The 21421-nt window shown below is 51.4% G+C and carries 21 protein-coding genes and 1 pseudogene; 3 read left to right on the forward strand and 19 right to left on the reverse strand.

Going from position 1 to position 21421, the window contains the following annotated elements; genetic code table 11:
* Position 1: 1 nt before the first annotated feature.
* From ACFOLF_RS05670 to ald, 4 genes are all read right to left on the reverse strand, one after another.
* On the reverse strand, positions 2–1177 hold the full coding sequence (locus tag ACFOLF_RS05670; RefSeq protein ID WP_210041736.1) for a phosphopentomutase: 1176 nt from the start codon (positions 1175–1177) through the stop codon (positions 2–4).
* Between the two features lie 50 nt (positions 1178–1227).
* A complete protein-coding gene (xerD, locus tag ACFOLF_RS05675) occupies positions 1228–2127 on the reverse strand; it encodes a site-specific tyrosine recombinase XerD (protein ID WP_210041738.1) in 900 nt (299 codons plus the stop codon).
* 131 nt (positions 2128–2258) lie between these two features.
* On the reverse strand, positions 2259–2489 hold the full coding sequence (locus ACFOLF_RS05680; protein WP_210041740.1) for a DUF4227 family protein: 231 nt from the start codon (positions 2487–2489) through the stop codon (positions 2259–2261).
* A gap of 143 nt (positions 2490–2632) precedes the next feature.
* The gene (gene ald, locus ACFOLF_RS05685; RefSeq protein WP_210041744.1) at positions 2633–3736 is read right to left on the reverse strand and encodes an alanine dehydrogenase; all 1104 of its coding nucleotides are present in this window, start codon (positions 3734–3736) and stop codon (positions 2633–2635) included.
* Between the two features lie 175 nt (positions 3737–3911).
* Between ald and ACFOLF_RS05690 the strand changes: the two genes are divergently transcribed.
* On the forward strand, positions 3912–5180 hold the full coding sequence (locus ACFOLF_RS05690; protein ID WP_210041745.1) for a S8 family peptidase: 1269 nt from the start codon (positions 3912–3914) through the stop codon (positions 5178–5180).
* Between the two features lie 59 nt (positions 5181–5239).
* Here ACFOLF_RS05690 and fur read toward each other — a convergent pair whose 3' ends face one another.
* The 4 genes from fur to ACFOLF_RS05710 form a co-directional block, all read right to left on the reverse strand.
* Positions 5240–5692, reverse strand: coding sequence for a ferric iron uptake transcriptional regulator (gene fur, locus ACFOLF_RS05695; RefSeq protein ID WP_210041748.1), 453 nt, complete (start codon positions 5690–5692; stop codon positions 5240–5242).
* A gap of 97 nt (positions 5693–5789) precedes the next feature.
* Positions 5790–6434 carry a stage II sporulation protein M gene (gene spoIIM, locus ACFOLF_RS05700; RefSeq protein WP_210041759.1) on the reverse strand — a complete coding sequence of 215 codons (645 nt, stop codon included), beginning with the start codon at positions 6432–6434 and terminating at the stop codon, positions 5790–5792.
* Positions 6435–6567: 133 nt separating this feature from the next.
* On the reverse strand, positions 6568–7764 hold the full coding sequence (locus ACFOLF_RS05705) for an endonuclease Q family protein (RefSeq protein WP_210041761.1): 1197 nt from the start codon (positions 7762–7764) through the stop codon (positions 6568–6570).
* Positions 7764–8327 carry an NUDIX domain-containing protein gene (locus ACFOLF_RS05710; protein ID WP_210041763.1) on the reverse strand — a complete coding sequence of 188 codons (564 nt, stop codon included), beginning with the start codon at positions 8325–8327 and terminating at the stop codon, positions 7764–7766. Before ACFOLF_RS05710 ends, ACFOLF_RS05705 begins: the two co-directional genes overlap by 1 nt.
* A gap of 186 nt (positions 8328–8513) precedes the next feature.
* On the opposite strand from ACFOLF_RS05710, the pseudogene mciZ reads away from it, so the two are divergent.
* Positions 8514–8585 (forward strand): annotated as a pseudogene (mciZ, locus tag ACFOLF_RS05715) (Z-ring formation inhibitor MciZ); the annotation flags it as partial.
* Positions 8586–8769: 184 nt separating this feature from the next.
* Here mciZ and ACFOLF_RS05720 read toward each other — a convergent pair.
* The 6 genes from ACFOLF_RS05720 to lpdA all read right to left on the reverse strand — a co-directional run bounded on the left by ACFOLF_RS05720 (position 8770) and on the right by lpdA (position 15744).
* Positions 8770–9900 carry a M20/M25/M40 family metallo-hydrolase gene (locus ACFOLF_RS05720; protein WP_210041782.1) on the reverse strand — a complete coding sequence of 377 codons (1131 nt, stop codon included), beginning with the start codon at positions 9898–9900 and terminating at the stop codon, positions 8770–8772.
* 134 nt (positions 9901–10034) lie between these two features.
* On the reverse strand, positions 10035–10772 hold the full coding sequence (gene lipB / locus ACFOLF_RS05725) for a lipoyl(octanoyl) transferase LipB (protein ID WP_379114565.1): 738 nt from the start codon (positions 10770–10772) through the stop codon (positions 10035–10037).
* A gap of 15 nt (positions 10773–10787) precedes the next feature.
* Entirely contained in the window at positions 10788–12161 is a 1374-nt protein-coding gene (locus ACFOLF_RS05730; protein WP_210041784.1) for a dihydrolipoamide acetyltransferase family protein, read from the reverse strand.
* Positions 12162–12172: 11 nt separating this feature from the next.
* A complete protein-coding gene (locus ACFOLF_RS05735) occupies positions 12173–13156 on the reverse strand; it encodes an alpha-ketoacid dehydrogenase subunit beta (RefSeq protein ID WP_210041792.1) in 984 nt (327 codons plus the stop codon).
* 2 nt (positions 13157–13158) lie between these two features.
* Complete coding sequence (locus ACFOLF_RS05740; RefSeq protein WP_210041794.1) at positions 13159–14193, reverse strand: thiamine pyrophosphate-dependent dehydrogenase E1 component subunit alpha; 1035 nt, start codon at positions 14191–14193, stop codon at positions 13159–13161.
* A 123-nt stretch (positions 14194–14316) separates the two neighbouring features.
* Positions 14317–15744, reverse strand: a complete 1428-nt coding sequence (lpdA, locus tag ACFOLF_RS05745; RefSeq protein ID WP_210041796.1) for a dihydrolipoyl dehydrogenase — start codon at positions 15742–15744, stop codon at positions 14317–14319.
* 269 nt (positions 15745–16013) lie between these two features.
* On the opposite strand from lpdA, the gene ACFOLF_RS05750 reads away from it, so the two are divergent.
* Entirely contained in the window at positions 16014–16313 is a 300-nt protein-coding gene (locus tag ACFOLF_RS05750) for a DUF2627 domain-containing protein (RefSeq protein WP_210041798.1), read from the forward strand.
* Positions 16314–16503: 190 nt separating this feature from the next.
* Here the strand turns inward: ACFOLF_RS05750 and clpP are convergent, their stop codons facing one another.
* The 5 genes from clpP to spoIVB all read right to left on the reverse strand — a co-directional run bounded on the left by clpP (position 16504) and on the right by spoIVB (position 21416).
* Entirely contained in the window at positions 16504–17100 is a 597-nt protein-coding gene (gene clpP, locus ACFOLF_RS05755) for an ATP-dependent Clp endopeptidase proteolytic subunit ClpP (protein WP_210041800.1), read from the reverse strand.
* Between the two features lie 25 nt (positions 17101–17125).
* A complete protein-coding gene (locus ACFOLF_RS05760; RefSeq protein WP_210041802.1) occupies positions 17126–17872 on the reverse strand; it encodes an RNA polymerase sigma factor in 747 nt (248 codons plus the stop codon).
* Between the two features lie 293 nt (positions 17873–18165).
* Positions 18166–18765 (reverse strand): hypothetical protein, encoded by a 600-nt coding sequence (locus ACFOLF_RS05765; RefSeq protein ID WP_210041804.1) that lies wholly within the window; start codon positions 18763–18765, stop codon positions 18166–18168.
* Positions 18766–19024: 259 nt separating this feature from the next.
* Positions 19025–19837 carry a sporulation transcription factor Spo0A gene (spo0A, locus tag ACFOLF_RS05770; RefSeq protein ID WP_210041813.1) on the reverse strand — a complete coding sequence of 271 codons (813 nt, stop codon included), beginning with the start codon at positions 19835–19837 and terminating at the stop codon, positions 19025–19027.
* 253 nt (positions 19838–20090) lie between these two features.
* On the reverse strand, positions 20091–21416 hold the full coding sequence (gene spoIVB / locus ACFOLF_RS05775; RefSeq protein ID WP_210041821.1) for a SpoIVB peptidase: 1326 nt from the start codon (positions 21414–21416) through the stop codon (positions 20091–20093).
* Positions 21417–21421: the final 5 nt, after the last annotated feature.

A 21421-nucleotide genomic window follows, 5' to 3' on the forward strand; every position in this document is an offset into this window, starting at 1 on the left:
TTTAACGCAGTCCTTTTATAAAGGACGCTCCGCTTTGCGGCGGCTTGACTCCGAAATTATCCGCGATGGTCGCGGCTACATCCGCAAGCGTCGACCGGACTCCAAGCGGCCCCGGAGACTGAAGCGCAGGACTGTACACCAGCAGCGGGACATACTCCCTCGTATGGTCGGTCCCCGCATGCGTCGGATCATTGCCGTGATCAGCCGTAATGATCAACAAATCCCGATCGCCCAGCGGTTCCATTAGAGACGGCAGCGCACGGTCAAATTCTTCAAGCGCCTCGGCATAGCCCTTGGGATCGCGTCTATGGCCGTACAAGGAATCAAAATCCACCAGATTGGTGAAAAGCAGCCCTTTAAACGGCCGTTCCAGCATTTCGCGGGTTTTTTGAATCCCGTCCGCATTGCTCTTAGTCGGGAGGGATTCGGTAACGCCCTCCCCGTCGAAAATATCATTGATTTTTCCGACTGCGATGACATCATAATTTTTGTCCTGAAGAGCATTCAAAAGTGTCGGCTCAGGAGGCTTCACGGCGTAATCATGGCGATTCGGCGTACGCTTGAAGGCTCCCGGCTCCCCTATGTATGGTCTTGCAATGACGCGGCCAATGGAATAACGGTCGTCCAGCGTCAGCTCCCTGGCAATCCGGCATCCCTCGTACAGCTCGTCCAGTGGAATAACTGATTCATGGGCTGCGATCTGGAAGACGCTGTCTGCTGACGTATACACGATCCACTTGCCTGTCCGGATCTGTTCCTCGCCCAGCTCCTCAATAATGTCCGTGCCGCTGGCCGGCTTGTTGCCGAGCACGCCGCGGCCTGTCCGGGCCTCGAAAGCCATAAGCAGATCAGGCGGAAAACCGCCCGGAAACGTGCGGAATGGCGTCGTCAGCTTGAGGCCTGCCAGCTCCCAGTGACCTGTCATCGTATCCTTGCCGACCGATACCTCAGCCATTTTACCATATGAAGCGACTACTTCGCCTTCGGGGGTCCAACTGCCAAGCGGAGTGATCCGGTCCAGTCCAAAACGGCGTAAATGGGGTAACTCAAGGTTGGGCACTCGCTCCAGGATATGACCGATCGTGTGTGCGCCTTCATCTCCGAACGAAGCGGCATCGGGAAGCTCACCTATTCCGACGCTGTCAAGTACAATCAGCGCAATTCGATCAAATCTCATCGTTCTACCACTCCTATTCCAATCCATGATGTGATGGCCCTTAAGCCGTCTTACTTTACTTTCGCCCTGGGATGGGCCTGATTATAAACGTCCTTGATGCGCGCCTTCGTTACCTGCATGTAGACCTGTGTGGTGGAAATATCGGCATGTCCCAGCATTTCCTGCACGCTGCGCAAATCCGCCCCGTTCTCCAGCAAATGAGCCGCAAAGGAATGACGGAGCGTATGCGGCGTAATTTCGCTTTTGATCCCGGCTTCGATGGTGTATTTCTTGATCATCTTCCAAAAGCCCTGCCTGGTCATGCGCGTCCCCAGCTGATTCAGATAAAGAGCGTTCTCGGCGCTCCCTTCCTTCAGCAGCGTATGCCGAATGGATACCAGATAAGCGGAGAGCGCCTCGCACGCGATGCCCCCAAGCGGAATGATCCTCTCCTTGGCACCCGCTCCCACGCAGCGAATAAAGCCAAGCGATAAATTGATATGATCGACATCAAGCGAAATCAGCTCGGATACCCGGATACCCGTCGCATACAGCAGCTCCAGCATCGCTTTATCCCTTACTCCCGCGAGAGTCGAGGTATCGGGGGCAGCGAGCAGGCACTCCACTTCCTCGACAGTCAGCACCTTCGGAATCCGCTTCTCCTGCTTGGGCGTTTCCATATTCAGCGATGGATCATGATTGATCATCCGCTGGCTGGTCAGGTAATGAAAGAATGAGCGAATGGAAACCGTATGCCGTGACACGGTCGCCGTAGCTCTCCCCTGCTGCCGAAGCTGGAGCAAATAACGGGAAATATGATGCATTTGGATATCAGCGATTTGCGTTAGGCCCTGCTGTGCCGAAAAATCGAGAAAACAGACCAGATCTCGTTCATAGGAAGTGAGCGTATTTGAGGAAAGCCTTCTCTGGGCTTCCAAAAAACGGATGAACGTCTGCAGATGAGCTTTCATGGGTTGTTCCTTTCCCGTAAATCGTTCAACTTCACAATCTCTACAACTGATATATTCCACAGGCATCGCTGTTTTCCTGCCAAACGGGCCCACTTCATGTCGAAAACGCGCAATCAGGCACTCATGCGGCGTTATTCACCATACCAGTAAAAGACTCTCAGCCTCTCGGACAGGCTTGTATCTTCAGCCACAGCATAAGGTTGAAACACTTTGAGCGCATGACCCTGCGGAATGCGGTAAGGATCGGAAGGAACAATCCAGGCGGCGGCAAACCGGCAGCCGCCGTACATCAGTATGGTGAGAATAGCAAGCAGCAAAGCAAAAGAAATCCGCCTGACCCACCTTCGCAACGACACGACCATAGTTATCGTCTCCTCATTTTTTTGGTGGAGAAGCATACCCCGGAATTGTCCCGGCGGTTGTCCTCTTTCATCACCTTATGTGAGAGAGACGCCTTTCATGTCAGATCAGCCGGCGCGGCCAAGCCAGTTAAGATGATGTCGGCTTATAATGGAACATAAGGCATGCCGACCGCTTCCGCGACCTGCGGGTGGGTAACATGCCCTTTATACGTATTCACACCCTTCCCCAGCGACGGGTTGAGCACGGCAGCCTGCTCCAGCCCCTGATTGGCAAGCACCAGCGCGTAAGGAATCGTGACATTCGTCAGCGCGTAGGTTGAGGTGCGCGGGACCGCCCCCGGCATATTGGCTACGGCATAATGAAGCACGCCATGCTTCTCATAAATCGGGTCGGAATGCGTTGTAACCCGGTCAATCGTGGCAATTGTACCTCCCTGGTCAACCGCAACATCGACGATAACCGACCCTTTTTTCATCGTTTTGACCATTTCCTCCGAGACCAGATGCGGAGCCTTCGCACCCGGGATCAGGACCGCCCCGATAAGCAGATCCGCCCTTCGGACCGCAGCGGCAATGTTATAGGAATGCGACATCAGCGTCTGAATCCGGCCGCCGAACACTTCATCAAGGTAACGCATGCGCTCGGCGCTCTTTTCCAGAATCACCACGCTTGCTCCCATCCCCAGCGCAATTCTGGCTGCATTAGTACCGACGATTCCGCCGCCCAGAATAATGACCTCCGCCGGAGGGACACCCGGCACGCCCCCCAGGAGTACGCCTCTGCCGCCGTAGAAAGCCTCCAGAAACTGCGAGCCGACCTGTACAGCCATCCGTCCTGCCACCTCGCTCATAGGCGTCAGCAGCGGCAGACTCCCGTTCTCCAGCTGAATGGTTTCGTAAGCAATGGCCGAAACCTTGGCATCAACCAGCGCTTGTGCAAGCGGCCCGGCTGCAGCCAGATGCAAATACGTAAATAATACAAGTCCGGGGCGAAAAAAACGGTATTCTTCCGGCAGCGGCTCCTTGACCTTCATGATCATATCGGAGCTGCTCCACACATCCGCCGCATCCGTGCCGATATGGGCGCCTTCGGCAGCGAATAATTCATCCGGAAAGCCGCTTCCCTCTCCTGCTCCCGGCTCAATCATCACCTGATGTCCGGCAGCAGCCAATACAGCAGCGCCGGCCGGCGTAAGGGCCACGCGATACTCGCTTGATTTGATTTCCTTCGGCACTCCGATTCTCATACGAACTCCTCCTAAGCATAGCTATTATTCTTCATATGCAGGGAATGGACGTTGTTGATAGTCCTCGACGATACGTTTTCCTGCCGTGCTGCAAATTATGTGCAGCCAGGGCGGCGGCAGCCCATGCCCGGAAGCATTTGCCCCCATACAATGGATTATTAAAGGAGGGCATACCTTGCAAAAGCTTGAACGATTGCTTAAAAGCTGTATAAAAGACCGGGCGGATGCGTCAACCAGACGCACTGTAATCGGTTTTAAACAACGCTCGCAGTATATAAAAGCGGTGAAGGAGCTTTCCAGCGCGGGCATCCATCCCATCAAAAGCATACAGGAAAGCAAGGCGATCTGCTGCCATCTCAATGCAAAGCAAAAGAATAGGCTGAAGGCGCTAAACAATCATCCGCACATCCAGTATGTGGAGGAGGATTTTAAAATAAAAGCGCACAGCCTGCCCGCAGCCTCCCGTTCCCACAGGAAGAGGCATGCAAAAAAACAAACGGAAGTCTGGTTCTCCCCCCAAAGGATCACCTGGAACATTCGCCGTGTCAAAGCGCCCCGCGTATGGCCGCTGACCCTGGGTAAAACGGTGGGCATTGGCATCATTGATACAGGCATCGCCAAGCATCCTGATTTGCATATCGCCGGGGGCGTAAACACGATAAATGGCAGGTCCTATCGCGACGATAACGGTCACGGGACCCATGTTGCGGGTATTGCGGCCGCTCTCGGGACAAAAGGCCAAATTCCGGGAGTCGCGCCAAGAGCCAGCCTTTATGCGGTCAAAGCGCTTGATGCCAACGGTGAAGGCTACTTATCCGACATTATAGAAGGCATTAACTGGTGCATCGAAAAAAATATCCCTGTCATTAATATGAGCCTTGGTCTGGAGGGTGGAACGAGCCTGGCTCTGCGGGAGGCGGTCCGCCGCGCGAGCAGGAAAGGAATTGTAATAGCCGCCTCCGCCGGCAATAACGGCCGTCTGAGCGGAGGTATTGATGAGCCGGCCAAATATCGTGAATCCATTGCGGTAGCCGCATCAACAAGAAGCAACAGGATTGCTCCTTACAGCAGCAGAGGCAAAGGCATTGCTGTCACCGCGCCCGGCAGCGATATCAAATCAACCTGGCTTGACGGCGGCTACAAGATTCTATCCGGCACCAGCATGTCCAGTCCCCACGCAGCCGGTACAGCCGCGCTGCTGCTGTCGCTTGAACCCCGCCTGACTCCATCAGCCGTCAAGCGCCGCCTTGAAGCTGCCGCCAGCCATCTGCCGGGGTACAGCAGACTGTCACAGGGTTATGGGCTGCTTAATGTTCCCGAATCAATCAGACAACCATACTTGCACTTCTCCCGGCGCCGGTTGACAGGCAGCTTCGGCTTTAATAATTCGCATCGCAAGGCTGGCAGTACGGCAGCCCGCATCAAAAAAGTCCATAAACATTAAAAAAACCCCCATATGTGCGTCGCAGCCTTCAATGCTGAAGGAGCGGCGCACCATGAGGATTATTGTTGTTCGTTCTTGCTGCGGCAGCGGCTGCAAATGCCTTGAAAATCAAGACGATGATCGATGACCGCAAATCCATATTCCAGCTCCAGCCGTTCTTCGAGCGGACCGAGCCAATCTTCCAATATTTCGTCCATCGATCCGCACTGCACGCAAATCAGATGGTGATGATGATGCTTGTTATTATCCGTGCGCAGGTCATATCTGGCCACGCCGTCTCCAAAATTCAGCTTCTCGACTACATGCAGCTCGCTTAACAGCTCAAGCGTCCGGTATACGGTAGCGAGTCCAATCTCCGGCGCTTTATCCTTAACAAGCATAAAGACATCTTCCGCGCTCAGATGATCCTCTTCGTTCTCCAATAATACACGTACTGTCGCTTCGCGCTGCGGGGTCAGCTTGTACCCTTGCGACTGAAGCTGCTGCTTAATCTTATCAATCCGGGATTCCATGGCTTCCCCCCTCGCAACTGCTTCGTGCCTATCACCGGAAACACTTGATATAATTATAGGGGCACATCGCGAGGAAAGTCAAACTTTTTTAGAATGATTACAATCCGCTGCCAAGGCCCGATATGAGCGGCACCGCCCACTTCAGAAGAACCGGCGAGATGAATGATTCCACCAGCGCCGCCCCCAGTGCAATGAAGATCATGAGCACACCCGTCGAGGTGTGTGAAATAAACGATTGGCTCATGGAGCCGTAGCTGCCAAGCAGTCTGTTCTTGATAATATAAATGGAGAACGATACGGCAGAAACACTTGCGATAAGAAGCGCGGGCACCACAATCAGGTTGGCGGGAGCGACCGATACCAAAGAGAAGAGCAGCCCCTTCCATTCATGCTGGCTGACCAGTGTGCCGACGGCAAAACCGACCAGAACCCCCTTCAGGAAATCCAGTGCCAGAACAAGGGGCATCCCCACAACAGTAAGTCCAAGCACCCATATTAGAATAATCCATTTGGCGTGGAATATGGCGCGTTCCCAGAATGACTCCGTGCTGCCTTCCAGCATCCCCGATTGGATGCGCTGGGCAAATTGCTGCACATCGCCGGCCAGATCCTGCTGCTGGTCAAGCGTCAGCGCATTGACCAGCAGCGCACCGAATACAAGACCAACAACAAACAGAACAGATACAAATACATAGAGGACCAGCTGGTCCTTAATCATCGGTTGCAGCGAAGAAGAACGCATGACATATCCCTCCAAAAGAGCCGGATGGTTCATTGTATGTCCAAGCCGTCTCCGCTATACCGTCTGATTTCCTTGAGTGCATTCAAAGACCATGATTGCGCCGGAAGCGGTTCATTTCAGTTGGGCGCAGCTCTCATGGCTTCGCGACCCTGCCATATCGCCCTCCGCCTCCGGCCTGAAGAACAAGCTTGCCGGTACGGGAAGCTGCGATCACCTCTGCCGCAGCCTCTCCCGCCGTCTCCGCGATATCTGTAATCGGCGCGTCATGAAGAATCTGCATCTCCGTGCCAAACCTGGCAAGCAGCTTGTCCATCGCCCGTTTCCCAACCCCGGGGATAAATTCCAACGGAACCTGATACACATAAGGCGGCCTGTTCTCCGGTACAAAAGGCTTCTCTCTGCCGGCCTGTGCGGCAAGCTGTTCGATGCGGTCCATTACCCCGCGCACCTGCTTTGGACTGCCGCAGTGTACACAACGCCCCGCCGCATTCGTCTCTTCCGCCAGCTCGCCGCAGTTCACGCAGTAGGTCCGGTGATATTTGCCCAGTACCGGATTGAGGCCATAATTTGCCGTAATGGCTCTGCCCGACTCGCCGCGAAGCGCAAGCGCAAGTTCGGCAAAGGAAGGCTCGGCGAGCAGGAGCTCATTATATTCGCGTCCGATCTTGCCCAGCGAATGAGCATCGGAATTTGTTACGAATGGAAGCTTATCAAGATCGGGAATCAGGCCGGCCATGCGGCTGTCTGAGCTTAATCCCAGCTCCACGGCATCAATCAGCGCCGGGTCCAGCGTTTGATCCAGCTGGTCGGAGCAGCTGCCGAACAGGCTCTTATGCGGAGTGAAGATATGAGCCGGGATGAACAAGCCGCCCCTGCTCTTCACTTCCTCCTGCAGTAATCTGGCAGGCACATAAAGGCGCTGCGAGCTGAGATTTACATTTTTCATGTGGCATGCCATCCATGTTGTGAACTGCGTCATGTCCGCAAGTGTAGGAAGGTAGGCAAGATGATGGGCAGGACCGCATCCCTCATCCCTGACTTCGATTTCCGCTCCCAGCAAAATCGTTGTATCCCGGTAGCGGATTCCCCCGCCCGGGACCTCCGCCATCTCCCCGCTGTCCAGTAGACGGATAATATCCTTCTGCACGCCGGGAGAGTGACAGTCAATGACGCCAAGCAGTCCGATTCCTTTGCGGATGGCAGCTTCATGGGCTATATTGCGGAAGGTCAAATCGCGGCTGCCGCTTATTTTGACCGGTTCGCCGCTTTCCGTCCGCCCGATATGCAGATGGAGATCGGCGAATACCCGCTCAAGCTTCACTGCCCCCATTACAGCCGGATCTCCCCCGTAAGCCGGTATATATGCCAGGCGTATACAGCCAGAATAGTCTTCGCATCGCTGATGCGCTCCTCGCGGATATACTGCTGCGCCTGCTCGAAGGTGATTGCCTCCACAGCCAGAAATTCATCCTCATCCGGGCGGCTGTCGCCCTTCACAAGATCTTCCGCCACATACATGTAGAGCTTCTCGTTGGCAAAACCCGGGGAAGTATAGAACGCGCTGAGCGGACGAAGCTTGCCTGCCCTGTATCCGGTCTCTTCCTCCAGCTCGCGAGCGGCCGCCGCCATGGGATCCTCGCCCGCATCCAGCTTGCCGGCAGGGATTTCGATCTGAAATTTTTCCATCGCTTTCCGGTACTGCTCCACGACAAGCATCTTGCCGTCAATGAGCGCCAGTACGGCGGCAGCTCCCGGATGCCGGATAATTTCCCTTGTTGCCGTACCGCCCCCCGGAAGCGTCACGGTATCCACCTGCAGCGAAATCACTTTTCCTTGAAATACAGGCTCTGTCGATACCGTTGGCTCACGATACTCATCCGTATGTTCCAGCATGTTCCTTCACTCCTTGTTGTTGTTCAGCAGTATGAATAGGATAAGCTTGTCATACCCATACTCTTTCACGCATAAGATTAAGCATATAACTTTCTTTCAATTGAAACCGCATAAAATCGAGCAAAGCTACTGAATGGTTAAAATTTCCGTCAAATGATTATAAATAATTAAAGGGGGTTTACGGTGATGAAACAATATTCCTTCTCCAGTCAGTTAACGCTTGTCGGCAAAGCGTGGGAAATCCGCCATCAGTTGAAGTTAATGGTGCAGCAAAGCCCTGCTCACATTCGCGGCAGCAAAATCAAATCCGCCGGCACGTTGGGAGATTATCTGGAGCATCGCCGCCCTGCCAGCCGCTGAATACTGCCATCATTCCATAACTTGGATAAAGACCGGACAAATTATTGTCCGGTCTTCTTGTCGGTTATTCAGATGACTGAAGTTATCCCCGTTTATTCGCCTGAGCAATAATCTCAACGACGAGAGAAGCTGTTTTAACCAGATCTTCCACTTTAATCTGTTCCTTGGTCGTATGAATATGCTCATAACCGATGGCCAGATTCACAGTCGGAACACCCAGTCCGTTGAAAATATTGGCATCGCTGCCTCCCCCGGAATGAAAGGTCCGCGGTTCTCCCCCAATCCCTCTGATCGCTTCCTTGGCCAGCTCAACCACCGGATCGCCATCATCATAAGCATAAGCGGGATAAATGATCTGGCTTTGAAAATCCGCTCTCGCACCATAATCAGCCACCGTGCTCTCCACCGCTTCGCGCATGGCTGTAATCTGCTTATCCAGCTTCTCCTGCACGATACTGCGCGCTTCAGCGTCAAGCTTGGCGTAATCGCAAACGATATTCGTCGCCCCGCCGCCTTCGAATCTTCCAATATTAGCTGTCGTTTCGTGATCGATGCGTCCCAGCGACATACGGGCAATTGCCTTGCCCGCCACTTGAATGGCACTGATGCCGTCCTCCGGATTAACGCCGGCATGAGCGGACTTACCGAAGATTTTGATTGTAATCTTCGCCTGGGATGGAGCGGCTACGGCGATATCGCCTATTCTGCCGTTGGAGTCCAGGGCATAGCCAAACTTGGCTTCCAGCTTGGAGCGGTCCAGCGCCCTGGCGCCAACCAGGCCGGATTCCTCACCTGCCGTAATGATGAACTGCACAGGTCCATGCGGCAGATTGTTCTCCTGCAGCACACGGATCGCTTCCATCATCGCAGCGAGACCGGCCTTGTCGTCGCTGCCAAGAATTGTCGTGCCGTCGCTGCGGATATAGCCGTCGGCATCAATCTGCGGCTTGATTCCAATGCCCGGCGTGACCGTATCCATATGCGAGGTGAAGAAGATCGTCTGAGCTCCGTCCGCGCCGCGGCCTTCCAGCCTGGCGATCAAATTCCCGGCGCCATGACCCGTCTTCTGCGCGGTGTCATCCTCCTCTACAGAAAGACCCAGCGCCTTAAATTTGGCGGTCAGCACATCACAGATTTGACGTTCATTGCCCGTCTCGCTATCGATGCGTACAAGCTCCATAAATTCGTCTACCAAACGCTTCTCTTTGATCATACACTTTCCACCGTCCTTCTCTATCGTTTACAATAGTAAAGTATGGACCTTATTCTACACGAAAGGAGCATGCCTTCATGCGTGTCAACCGGATCATGAAAGTGTTTATCTGGATGATTATTTCGGCAATGCTGTTATCTACCTTGATTGTTGGCATTGGCTGGATTTTCGAATAATCCGGATGCAGCCGGTTCCTTATAGCCAAACTGACGGCAAAAATGGGGAATAATGCCGGCAGCCGCCTGCTCGACAGTCAAATGGATACCTGTCAGATCGGCAAATGAGGTGACCGCAAAATCCTGAATCCCACACGGAATTATCCCTTGGAAGCCATCCTCTGCTATGCCCGCCTTCACATTCAAGGCGAAGCCATGACTCGTCACAAAACCGCGGCGGGTCCGGGCTTTATTGAATTTGACGCCGATCGCGGTAATCTTCTTGTCGTCCACCCATACGCCCGTATAATCCGGCTTCCGGCCGCCTTTTATTCCGTATTCGCCCAGCCAGTCGATGAACACCTGCTCCAAACGCCGCAAATAGCCATGCAGATCAAGTCCCACCGCATCAAGATAGAGCAGCGGATAGCCCACAAGCTGTCCCGGACCGTGATAGGTAATATCTCCGCCGCGGTCGATCTTGAACAGGCCGATGCCCCGCTCCGCAAGCTCCTCTTCCGAGTACAGCAGATGCTCCGGGTGATTCTGAGAGCCAACCGTATAAGTCGGCGGATGCTGAAGAAGAAGAAGCGATTCGACTCGCTCCTCCTTATCGATTTCTTTCACATAGGTTTTCTGCAAATCCCATGCTTCTGCGTACCCGAGCATAGGCGTATACGTAATATCCAGCGGTTGCGCCGCTGCTGCATTCATCATAATCCGTACCTCGTCTCAGTACAATTTCGTGTCCATATTGAAGCCTTCCAGATTCTCCTTCACACGCTGCAGGAAACGGCCGCAAATAACGCCGTCCAAAATACGGTGATCCAGTGACAGGCATAAATTGGCCATGGAACGGACGGCAATCATGTCGTCGATCACGACAGGCCGCTTGACAATGGATTCAAATGTAATGATCGCTGCTTGAGGGTAATTAATAATCGGATACGAAGCGATCGAACCAAACGATCCCGTATTGTTTACCGTGAACGTGCCGCCTTCCATATCGGAAAGCGTAAGCTTGCCTTCACGTGTTTTGCGCGCCAGTTCGTCAATCTCGCGGGCGAGTCCGGCGATATTTTTTTGATCGGCATTTTTGATGACCGGCACCTTCACCGCATCCTCTGTGCCAACTGCAAGCCCGAGATTAATATCCCGCTTCACGACGATTTTGTCAACCGCCCATACGGAATTCATGATCGGCACATCTTTAATCGCATTCACAACGGCCTTGAGCATGAAAGCCAGATAGGTCAAATTGATGCCTTCGCGTTTGATGAATTCATCCTTAAGCTTGTTGCGGAGCACGACCAGATTCGTCACGTCCACTTCAATCATCGTCCAGGCATGGGGAATTTCCGATGCGCTTTGACGCATATTGCGCGCAATGGCATTGCGGACAGGCGTCACATCGATAAAATATTCCCGGCCTGAAGTCGAACGGCCCTCGACTTCAATCGTCGGGATCGGCGGCGTATCCGTCAAATGCAGTCCTGTTGAGCGGACCGCCTGGAGCTGCGGCGATGCTGCAGAGTTTCCTGCCGGACTCGCCGTTGTCCTGTTATTGTTTCCTGCGGATTCGATAAAAGCAAGGATATCCTTGCGGGTTATCCGCCCGCCAAGACCCGTTCCCGGCACATGGGCCAGGTTAACGCCATGTTCGGCCGCCAGCTGCTGCACTGCAGGCGAGAAGCGGTGGCGCATGCTGATATCGGCCTCTTCCTGATCCGACACAGTGTGACCGCCGCCTGTGTTATAAGCGGCTCCCACGCTTGAGAGAGCAGCAGCGCCTTGGGCACTCCTGGAGCCATTACCCGCGCCAGAGGACGTGCCTGCAGGCGGTAGCGCCGCGCTGCCTTCCTCTTCCACTTCAACCAGACAGACCGGCGTGCCAACAGGCACATTCTCGCCGGCGCCTACCAATATTTTGACAATGATGCCCTCTAGTGTGGAAGGCAGCTCGGCGTTGACTTTGTCTGTAATAATTTCACATATCGGTTCGTACATTTCGATGGTGTCGCCCGGCTGTTTCAGCCATTTGTCGATCGTCGCCGATACAAGAGATTCCGCAAGCTGCGGCATGACGATCTCCGTCACGATTTTCATTTACACCACTCCTAATAAAGTGCCAGATGCCTCATCGCTTCTTTCACTTTTTCTTTATTCAACATGAAATGCTTTTCTCCCGGCGGGTTGATCGGCATTGCCGGTACGTCCGGTCCGCATAACCTCATAATTGGAGCATCAAGCTCATACAGCATTTCCTCCGCGATAATGGCTGACACCTCTGCCCCTACACCGCCGAATTTATTGTCCTCATGCACAATAAGCACTTTGCCCGTGCGGCGGGCGGCTTCCAGCACCGCTTCCTTGTCCAGCGGCTGAAGCGTCCGGAGGTCAAGAATGTGGGCGGTAATGCCTTCCTCCGCCAGTTCTTCAGCCGCCTGCATGGCAAAGTGAAGCGGCATGCTATAGCTGATGACGGTAATGTCGTCACCTTCCCGCAGAACATTGGCTTTACCGATAGGAACAGTGTAATCGTCAGTCGGAACATCGCCTACGACAAGCTTGTAGCATTTCTTGTTTTCAAAGAAAAGCACCGGATCGGGATCACGCACCGCGGCTTTCAGCAGCCCTTTGGCGTCGTAGGCCGAGTAAGGCGTTACAATCTTAAGGCCAGGTGTGCCGAAAAAAACGGATTCCGGACATTGCGAGTGGTACAACCCGCCGAATATCCCGCCTCCGATAGGAGCGCGGATGACAACCGGACAGGACCAGTCGTTATTGGAGCGGTAGCGGATTTTGGCCGCCTCGCTAATAATTTGATTCGTTGCGGGAAACATAAAATCAGAGTACTGCATCTCGGCGATCGGCTTCATGCCGACCATAGCTGCTCCAATGGCGACCCCGGCAATTGCCGATTCGGCAAGCGGCGTATCCATTACCCTGGCTTCGCCGAACTGTTCCAGCAGCCCTTTCGTGGTCGTGAACACCCCGCCCTTATATCCGACATCCTCGCCCAGTACGAAAACATTCTCGTCACGTTCCATTTCTTCCTTCATAGCGAGGCGGATCGCATCAATATATTCCATCATCGGCATGGTTAGCGTCCTCCCCCTTCGCCTTGACCTTCATCGTACACATGGAGCAAAATGTCCTCGGGAGCCTGGAACGGCGCCTTGTCTCCATAAGAAGTTGCATCATCCAGAAGCGCCTTGAGCTTCTTGTGAAGCTCCTCATCCTGCCGGTCGCTCCATAAGCCGCATTCCATCAGATATTGTTTGTATTTGGGTATTCCGTCCTTCGCCCGATTCTCGTCAACCTCTTCCTTCGTCCGGTAGGCCAGATCATTATCCGAGGTGGAGTGGGGAGACAAGCGGTACATCATCGCTTCAATCAGTGTTGGCCCTTCACCGGCAACTGCGCGGGCGCGGGCTTCCTTCACGACACGGTATACCTCCAGAGGATCGTTGCCGTCAACCTGGTAGCCCGGGAAACCATAACCGATCGCCCTGTCGGCAATCCGTCCGCTTACCTGCTTATGCAGCGGAACCGAAATTGCGTATTGATTATTTTCGCAAAAAAGAATGACGGGCAGCTTATGAACGCCTGCGAAATTACAGCCTTCGTGAAAATCGCCCTGGTTGCTGGAGCCTTCGCCGAAGGTGACGAAGCTCACCAGCTTCTGCTTCCTCATCTTCGCCGACAAAGCAATGCCGACGGCGTGAGGAACCTGGGTTGTAACAGGGCTGGAGCCGGTAACGATACGCAGCCGTTTGGAGCCAAAATGGCCCGGCATCTGCCGCCCTGCGCTGTTGGGGTCTTCCGCTTTGGCGAATACCGAAAGCATCAGCTCGCGAAGCGTCATCCCGACAGCGAGCACAAGCGCGTAATCGCGGTAGTACGGGAGGAAGTAATCGACTTCGCGGTCAAGCGCAAAAGCCGCGCCCACCTGTGCCGCTTCCTGTCCGATACCGGATACGTGAAAATTAATTTTGCCTGCGCGCTGAAGCAAAAGTCCTCTTTCGTCGTACAAACGTGCTGTCATCATCGTGACGTACATGTCGATGGCCTGCTCGTCCGTCAAACCGAGCTTGGCATGTCTGGATTGTTGCAGTGTGGATTCGGGTTGCGTCATGAGGGATGCCCTCCTTTTGGCTGCTATTATAACCTGGTACTAAGACTTGACTATACCTATTATAACCGACTTTCATTTAAAAGGAAATCCATTCAGAAATCGGTATATCTGCCGGGCTTGATCTTATATGACGGTGGCATTGCCATCGACGGCCAACATCGCTTCGCCAAGCGCCTCAGAAAGCGTCGGGTGCGGGTGGATAACCTGTCCGACCTCCCAGGGAGCTGCGTCCATCAGAAGTGCCAGAGACGCCTCGGAGAGCAGATCTGTCGCATGCGGACCGACAAGATGGACACCGATAATATCATTCGTTTTTTTATCTGCGATCACTTTTGCAAAGCCGCCCGGTTCGCCGAGGATAAGAGCCTTTCCAATGGCTTGAAAAGGGATTTTGCCAATCTTGATGTCATGGCCCTGCCTGCGCGCCTCTTCCTCTGTCAAGCCGATCGAAGCGATCTCCGGATGGCTGTAAATAGCGCGGGGTATTTGGGCATGGGCGGTACCGGACGGTTTGTTTCCAAGCAAATGCTCCACGGCAACCATCGCTTCATGCGCTGCAGCATGCGCCAGCTGCAGTCCGCCGTTCACATCGCCGACAGCATAAATATGAGGCTCGGTCGTCTGGAAGTTACCGTTAACCCGGATAACATCCTTATTCAACTGAATATCTGTGTTCTCCAGCCCGATTCCCTCGATATTGGCCTGCCGTCCCACGGAAACCAGCAGCTTCTCAGCCGCCAGAATGACTTTACCCTCGCCCGTATCTGCCTCCAGCGAAGCTTGTCCGTCTTTATAGGTATACGTATCGAGCTTCAATTGAATGCCCGTCAATATACGGACACCTCGTTTCCCAAGCTGTTTGGTAAGCTCAGCCGAAACTTCCGCATCTTCTCCAGGCAAAAGACGGGCCGCTGTTTCCACAAGCGTTACCTCTACACCGAAATCGATCAGCATAGATGCCCACTCCACACCGATGACCCCTCCGCCGATGATGAGTATAGATGCTGGCAGCTGCTCCATGACCAGCGCGTCGTCGCTTGTCATCACCTGGGCCGGATCAGCCGGCAATCCTGGCAGGGTGCGCGGTCTGGAACCAGTGGCAATCATCAAATGAACCGGTACAACCGTTTCCATCTCGCCATCCGCGAGCTCTACCGCAACGCTGCCGCTGCGCGGAGAAAAAATCGATGGGCCAATGACCCGCCCGGCTCCCGAAATAATCGTGATTTTGTGCTTGCGCATCAAATATTGAAGACCTTTGTACAGCTGTTCTACGGTCTGTTCTTTGCGCTGCTGGACACCTGGAAAATCGACGGTGACGGCACCCTCCGCTACTTTAATTCCGTATGTATCCGCATTTAGCAGCGTGGAGTAAATCTCAGCGCTGCGCAAAAGCGCTTTGCTCGGGATGCAGCCTTTATGCAGGCATGTGCCGCCAAGCTTTTCCTTCTCTATGATGACAACCTTCTTGCCTGCCTGGGCCGCTCTGATGGCAGCTGTATATCCCGCAATGCCTCCGCCAATGATGGCTATATCGCATGGAATGCTCATTTTCGTTCCCCTTTCACTGGTAGGCCGGGTGGCCAATAAGAAAGACTGATGCATGGGGGCCGAGCAGCCAACACGAAATCTAATGCTTGCGCGGGCCGCATTATCTCTCCCCTGTTCTATTGTACCTGTTTTTCATGTCCGGGAAAACAGCACCTCTTTTGCAAATGGACAGTAAGGGCGTAAAAAGGTATGATTAACAGGTGAATGTGGAGACTTCTCCGCCAGTATCGGTGTACGGCTTCTGCTTATATTCAGGAGGAATTGGTATTATGAAACAGATTGTTGTCCGCTTTATTGCTATCTTATTGTTAGTTATCCCCGGACTTGGGGCGACCTACGGTTTTCTGCTGATGAAGGATGCCGTGTTTCATTATTTTTCATCCTTTGGCGATGACCAGATAAATCCGAACTTCGAATGGCTGCTCTTTATCGGCGGGCTGCTGCTGTTTCTGGCAGGAGCCGGATTTATCGGAGGCTGGACCTTCTTCCGCGACAAAAAACGGAATTATCTCCAGTCGCGTTTCCGCGAGAAGCGCCCGCGTCCCCCGCGTCCAGGAGAGAATACGTGACTTAAGGAAAATCCGCTGCAGTAAGAAGAAACGGTTTCGCTGTCCTATGGAGGTACAGCCGGTATCCTCATTTAAACCGTTAATTTATAGGTGTGATACTTTTTACAAGCTATAAGGTCAAAAAAGGAGCTTGCCGGCCATAAATCAGCCGGATCAGCTCCTTTTGTCTCGATTTATTTGATTTTCACCTTTAAGCTGCTCCGCCGGACATGTCGGTTATGATCCCATCGATCAGTCCATAGGCTTTTGCTTCCTCGGCAGACATGAAATTATCGCGGTCGCAATCCAGTTCGATCCGCTCAATCGTCTGGCCTGTGTGATGAGCGAGTACCTTGTTGATTTTCTCACGTGTCTTCATGATCCAGCTGGCATGGATTTGAATATCCGTCGCCTGGCCGCGTGCGCCGCCAAGAGGCTGATGAATCATGACTTCACTGTGGGGAAGAGCATAACGTTTACCTTTGGCTCCCCCAGTCAGCAGAACGGCCCCCCAGCTGCCGGCAAACCCGGTACAGACCGTAGACACATCCGGCTTGATCAGCTGCATCGTATCGTAGATGGAAAAACCGGCAGTTACCGATCCTCCGGGACTGTTCACATACAAGGTGATATCCTTCTCCGGATCGTCCGCAGCTAGGAATAGCAGTTGAGCGACAATGGAGCCCGCCATGCTGTCCTCCACCTCGCCGCTGACCATGATGATCCGGTCCTTCAGCAGCCTCGAATATATATCATAGCTGCGTTCTCCGCTTTTGTTCTGCTCAATAACATAAGGTGTTAAATTCATGGAATGATCCCCTTTCAATTGCGGTTTATGCCGCTGCAAATAAATTCCACCGGGAACTTGCCGTATTTGATGTGCCTGCTGTCGCCGAAGGTGCAGATACGGACAGACGCTTTGCATGGCTGACGGCCTGAATAGTGTCCATCTGTCCATTATTCACCAGAGCCAGCAGCACGATTGCTTGCGGATTCGCTTCGCGGACAGCCGTCATATATGCGAGCAGTATTTCATTGAAATTCGAATCGCCAGAATTAACTGATTCCTTGTCAGACGCATCGCATGTGAGTCGCTCTATGGTGGTGCGGGCGCGATGAAGAGCCGCCTTGACGGCGCCTTCCGATGTATTCAGAAAGCCTGCGACTTCTGCCCCTGTATATCTGAAAACTTCTCTCAGCAGAAACACATTTCGCTGCAAAGGCGAAAGATGAAGCACCAGCAGACGCAGGGCATCTTCGATTTCGTAATCATTCTCCATATCATCGAAAATATTCTGCATATGTTGATCCGTTACAAGCTCAGTTGAATGCTTGCGGCGTGCGTGATCAATGGAGAGGTTCTTGGCAATTCGCAGCACATAGGCTGTCGGATTCGGGTGAAGCCGGGTTCCATTCACGACAGGGAGCGCTCTTACACAGGTTTCCTGCATCAGATCCTCGGCATCCCAGGAGCTGTTGGTAATCGAAAGACAGTATCGCTTCAGAGTGGACAGCAGCCGCTCCATATCCGGCAGTACCCCGATTCTTTTTTCCGCGGATGGGCTCGGGAAATTTCTCACGACGCGGCACCTCCTTATATTTGTCGCTTCAATTGGTAAACGAATGATTGGCTTCAAAGGATACGCAAGGTAAAAATAAAGTCTTACTTATTTGTATAGTTTATTACAAAATCACATTAAGTTCTCCTGTTGATTCTATTTTGCTTTGTTGATGGAGCTTATTGCTGAAAACAAAAATCCTCTCATCCATTGGTGTTTGTATTAACCCAATGAACAAGAGGAATGATTTTAATTAACTGCTGTTAACCCATGCTGGGAAAATGATCTTCAAATGATTCCAAACACGATCCGCCCTAACGGCTCATTTCAGAAATACCAATTAACTCTTTAAATTCCTCAACCAATTCATGGGGGCTAACCAGCGTTTGAAAATATTCAACCCTCATTATATTTTTAAGTTTATTAATGGTGTCTTCACTTTTATGAAACAGGTTAAATGAATCCAGATTTGCTTTTTCAAAATTCATTCGAACCATCTCGAGGTAGTTATCCTCAACTATTTCATCAAGCCGTTCACGTATTTCGCTTCCTTCCTCATCCAAATAGAGGAACGCAATAATGTCTTTATCCGGGTACAGCTTCTCCGCCAATTCAATGACCATACTATTTTTTGCTTCATAATCCAATTCAAAATCAGCTGCCATTTCACCTGATTCGAATAACTTATATCCCCAACAATGATCTTTATCGTAATAAAAGTATAATACAGGCAGCACCATAGATATTTGTTTTACATAATCCGGAACATCATTGCCCAGGATGGCATCACCATTCAAGAAAATAAGCCATTCAGCATTGAGTTCAGCAGCCTTTATGACAGAACTTTGTTCAGCCAAGCTGTCCAGGGATTTTTTCGTATTTAAAGTTAGAAATCCGGATGTAAACTCGCTCATTATCTCAAAAGCCCCTTTTGTTCAGAATCGCATCTTACTTAAGATCGTCTAAATAGTACCATAATTCAAGAAAAAAGATCATACAAAAAACCGCCTTTATTAATGGATTTACGTGCAATCCAATAAATGGCGGTTTTATGAATGGAATATTAGCCTGAAATCGTCTGATGGGGTTTTTGAAAACCGCAGCATCTCTATAAAGCAGCACATGAATTCGCCGCTTTATTTTTCACTATATGCCCCCTTATTCCTTACGCTCTCATGACACCTTGTGCTCGATCCGCAGCTTGTCCGCCACCATCGCAATGAATTCCGAGTTGGTTGGTTTGGATTTGCTGATGTTAATGGTATAGCCAAACAGGTGACTGATACTGTCGATATTGCCGCGTGTCCAGGCCACTTCAATCGCATGACGGATTGCACGCTCGACGCGGGAAGGGGTGGTTTTGAATTTTTCGGCAATAGCCGGATAAAGTGTTTTGGTGATAGCACCTAAAATTTCAATGTTATTGTATACCATTGTAATCGCTTCCCGTAAATACTGGTACCCTTTAATATGCGCAGGAACACCAATCTCATGGATAATGCTTGTGATATTCGCATCCAGGTTTTTGCCCTTCGCAATAGGCACTACATTTGATTTCATAATGGATGAGGAGTAGGAGGATGAAGATGATGAAATGACAGTCGAATTCCCAACAAGCTGGCGGATGCGGTTGGCCAGAATTTCCATATCAAACGGTTTCAATATGTAGTAGGAAGCACCCAGTTGTACCGCTTTTTGAGTAATATTCTCCTGACCGAAAGCAGTTAACATAATTATTTTGGGCATAGGTGATAAATTCATCTCACGCAAGCGCTCCAGCACACCCAATCCATCCAAATGAGGCATAATAATGTCTAAAATAAGTACATCCGGCGTATCGTGTGTTTCTTCAAGCAGGCGAAGCACTTCCTCACCATTGTAAGCAACTCCGGTCACAACCATATCGTTTTGTTCCGAAATGTACTCCGATAACAAATTTGTGAATTCCCGGTTGTCATCCGCCAACAATACTTCGATTTTTTGCAAGGTATAGTCCTCCTTAGACTCGATCTGCCATCAATCTGATTTTTAACCCTGACTGTCCTTTTCTCTTCCTGTCTACTAAACATTTTCGACACCCAAAATCAAATTCCTTCTGTCGAATAATCTTTTTCTTTATTTATTATTAGAATTGTTTTATAATTAAAAATTTACTACAACAACCCTTATATTTCGAAATTATTCGACAAAAATGGTTGTGAATTTCGCGGTAAAGAAAACAAAAAACCTTAAGGGGCAATTAAGCCGCCTTAAGATTTTCTTTATCCTGCTTCAGTAAAATGCCTGCATCCTGCAGCATCCACTCGATAAAGCAGCCATAACCGGAGCTTGGATCATTCACGAATACATGAGTGACGGCTCCAACTAATTTGCCATCCTGGATAATTGGACTTCCGGACATCCCTTGCACGATTCCCCCGGTTTGTTGCAGAAGACGGGGATCTGTGATTTTGATGACCATCCCTTTGGTCGCCGGTGAAGATTGATGAGTCACATGAACAATCTGAACATCGAATCGTTCCACTTTTTGACCATTCACAACAGTCAATAGCTGGGCAGGGCCTTCCTTCACTTCTTCAGCAAAGGCAACTGGAATTGATTGATCTTTATAGCTATGAGCCGGAAGCTCATTCATTTTTCCAAAAATGCCAAATGGCGTGTTTCGTTCAATATTGCCCAGAACTTTGCTTTCTTTGATGAAATGAGCTCTTTTCTCTCCTGGTTCGCCACTTTGGCTTTTATTGATGGAGGTCACATTGGATTGTAAAATCTGTCCTTCGCCGACTTCAATGGCGGTTTGGGTATCCATATCGGTTATAACATGTCCCAATGCACCGTACACGCCTTGATCCGGAGCAAAGAATGTTAGTGTTCCCACACCAGCCGCCGAGTCCCGTATATACAATCCAAGCCTCCAGGCTTTATCTTCAGAATCAAACACAGGAGAAAGCTTGGTTTCAAAAAACTCACTGCCTCGTTTCACCGTCAATTTTATCGGCTGCTTGGCTGCTCCCGCTTCTTCAGCAATTCGGGCCACCTTATGGACTTCATTGATATATTGGCCATTAATTTTAACGATCAGATCCCCCAGCTGCAGCTTTGCAAGCTCCCCCGGGGAAATTTTCTTGCCGTTCGCATGAATGACCTGATGATGGCCAACCACCATTATACCGGCTGATTTCACCTTAACTCCAATCGTTTGGCCGCCGGGAATAACGCGTAAATCCGGAACAACATTGACTTTGACCGTCTTGAATGGAATCCTGCCGAACAATTTCAACTTCATGGTTGTTTCGCCACTAAAATTGGATTGAAGCGATAATGGCTTGTTCAGATCAACCGAGATTGAATGGTTGGTCGATCCGTTGACCTGCAAAATGTGTGGATCAACCGTAACTTGTGCATGTACCGGCATCACATAATCCAACTGTTTTAATTGACCAGAGAACAATCGCAATTCATTTGGAAATGCTGCGAAATGTTGAAACGGAGCAGAAATACCAAGCAGACAGACCATTAATACAAGACCAAGACCAAGCCATCGCTTTCGCTGATTGCCATTCAATGACT

This window comes from Paenibacillus sepulcri, from assembly GCF_042647105.1.
Classification (GTDB): Bacteria; Bacillota; Bacilli; order Paenibacillales; family Paenibacillaceae; genus Paenibacillus_Z; species Paenibacillus_Z sepulcri.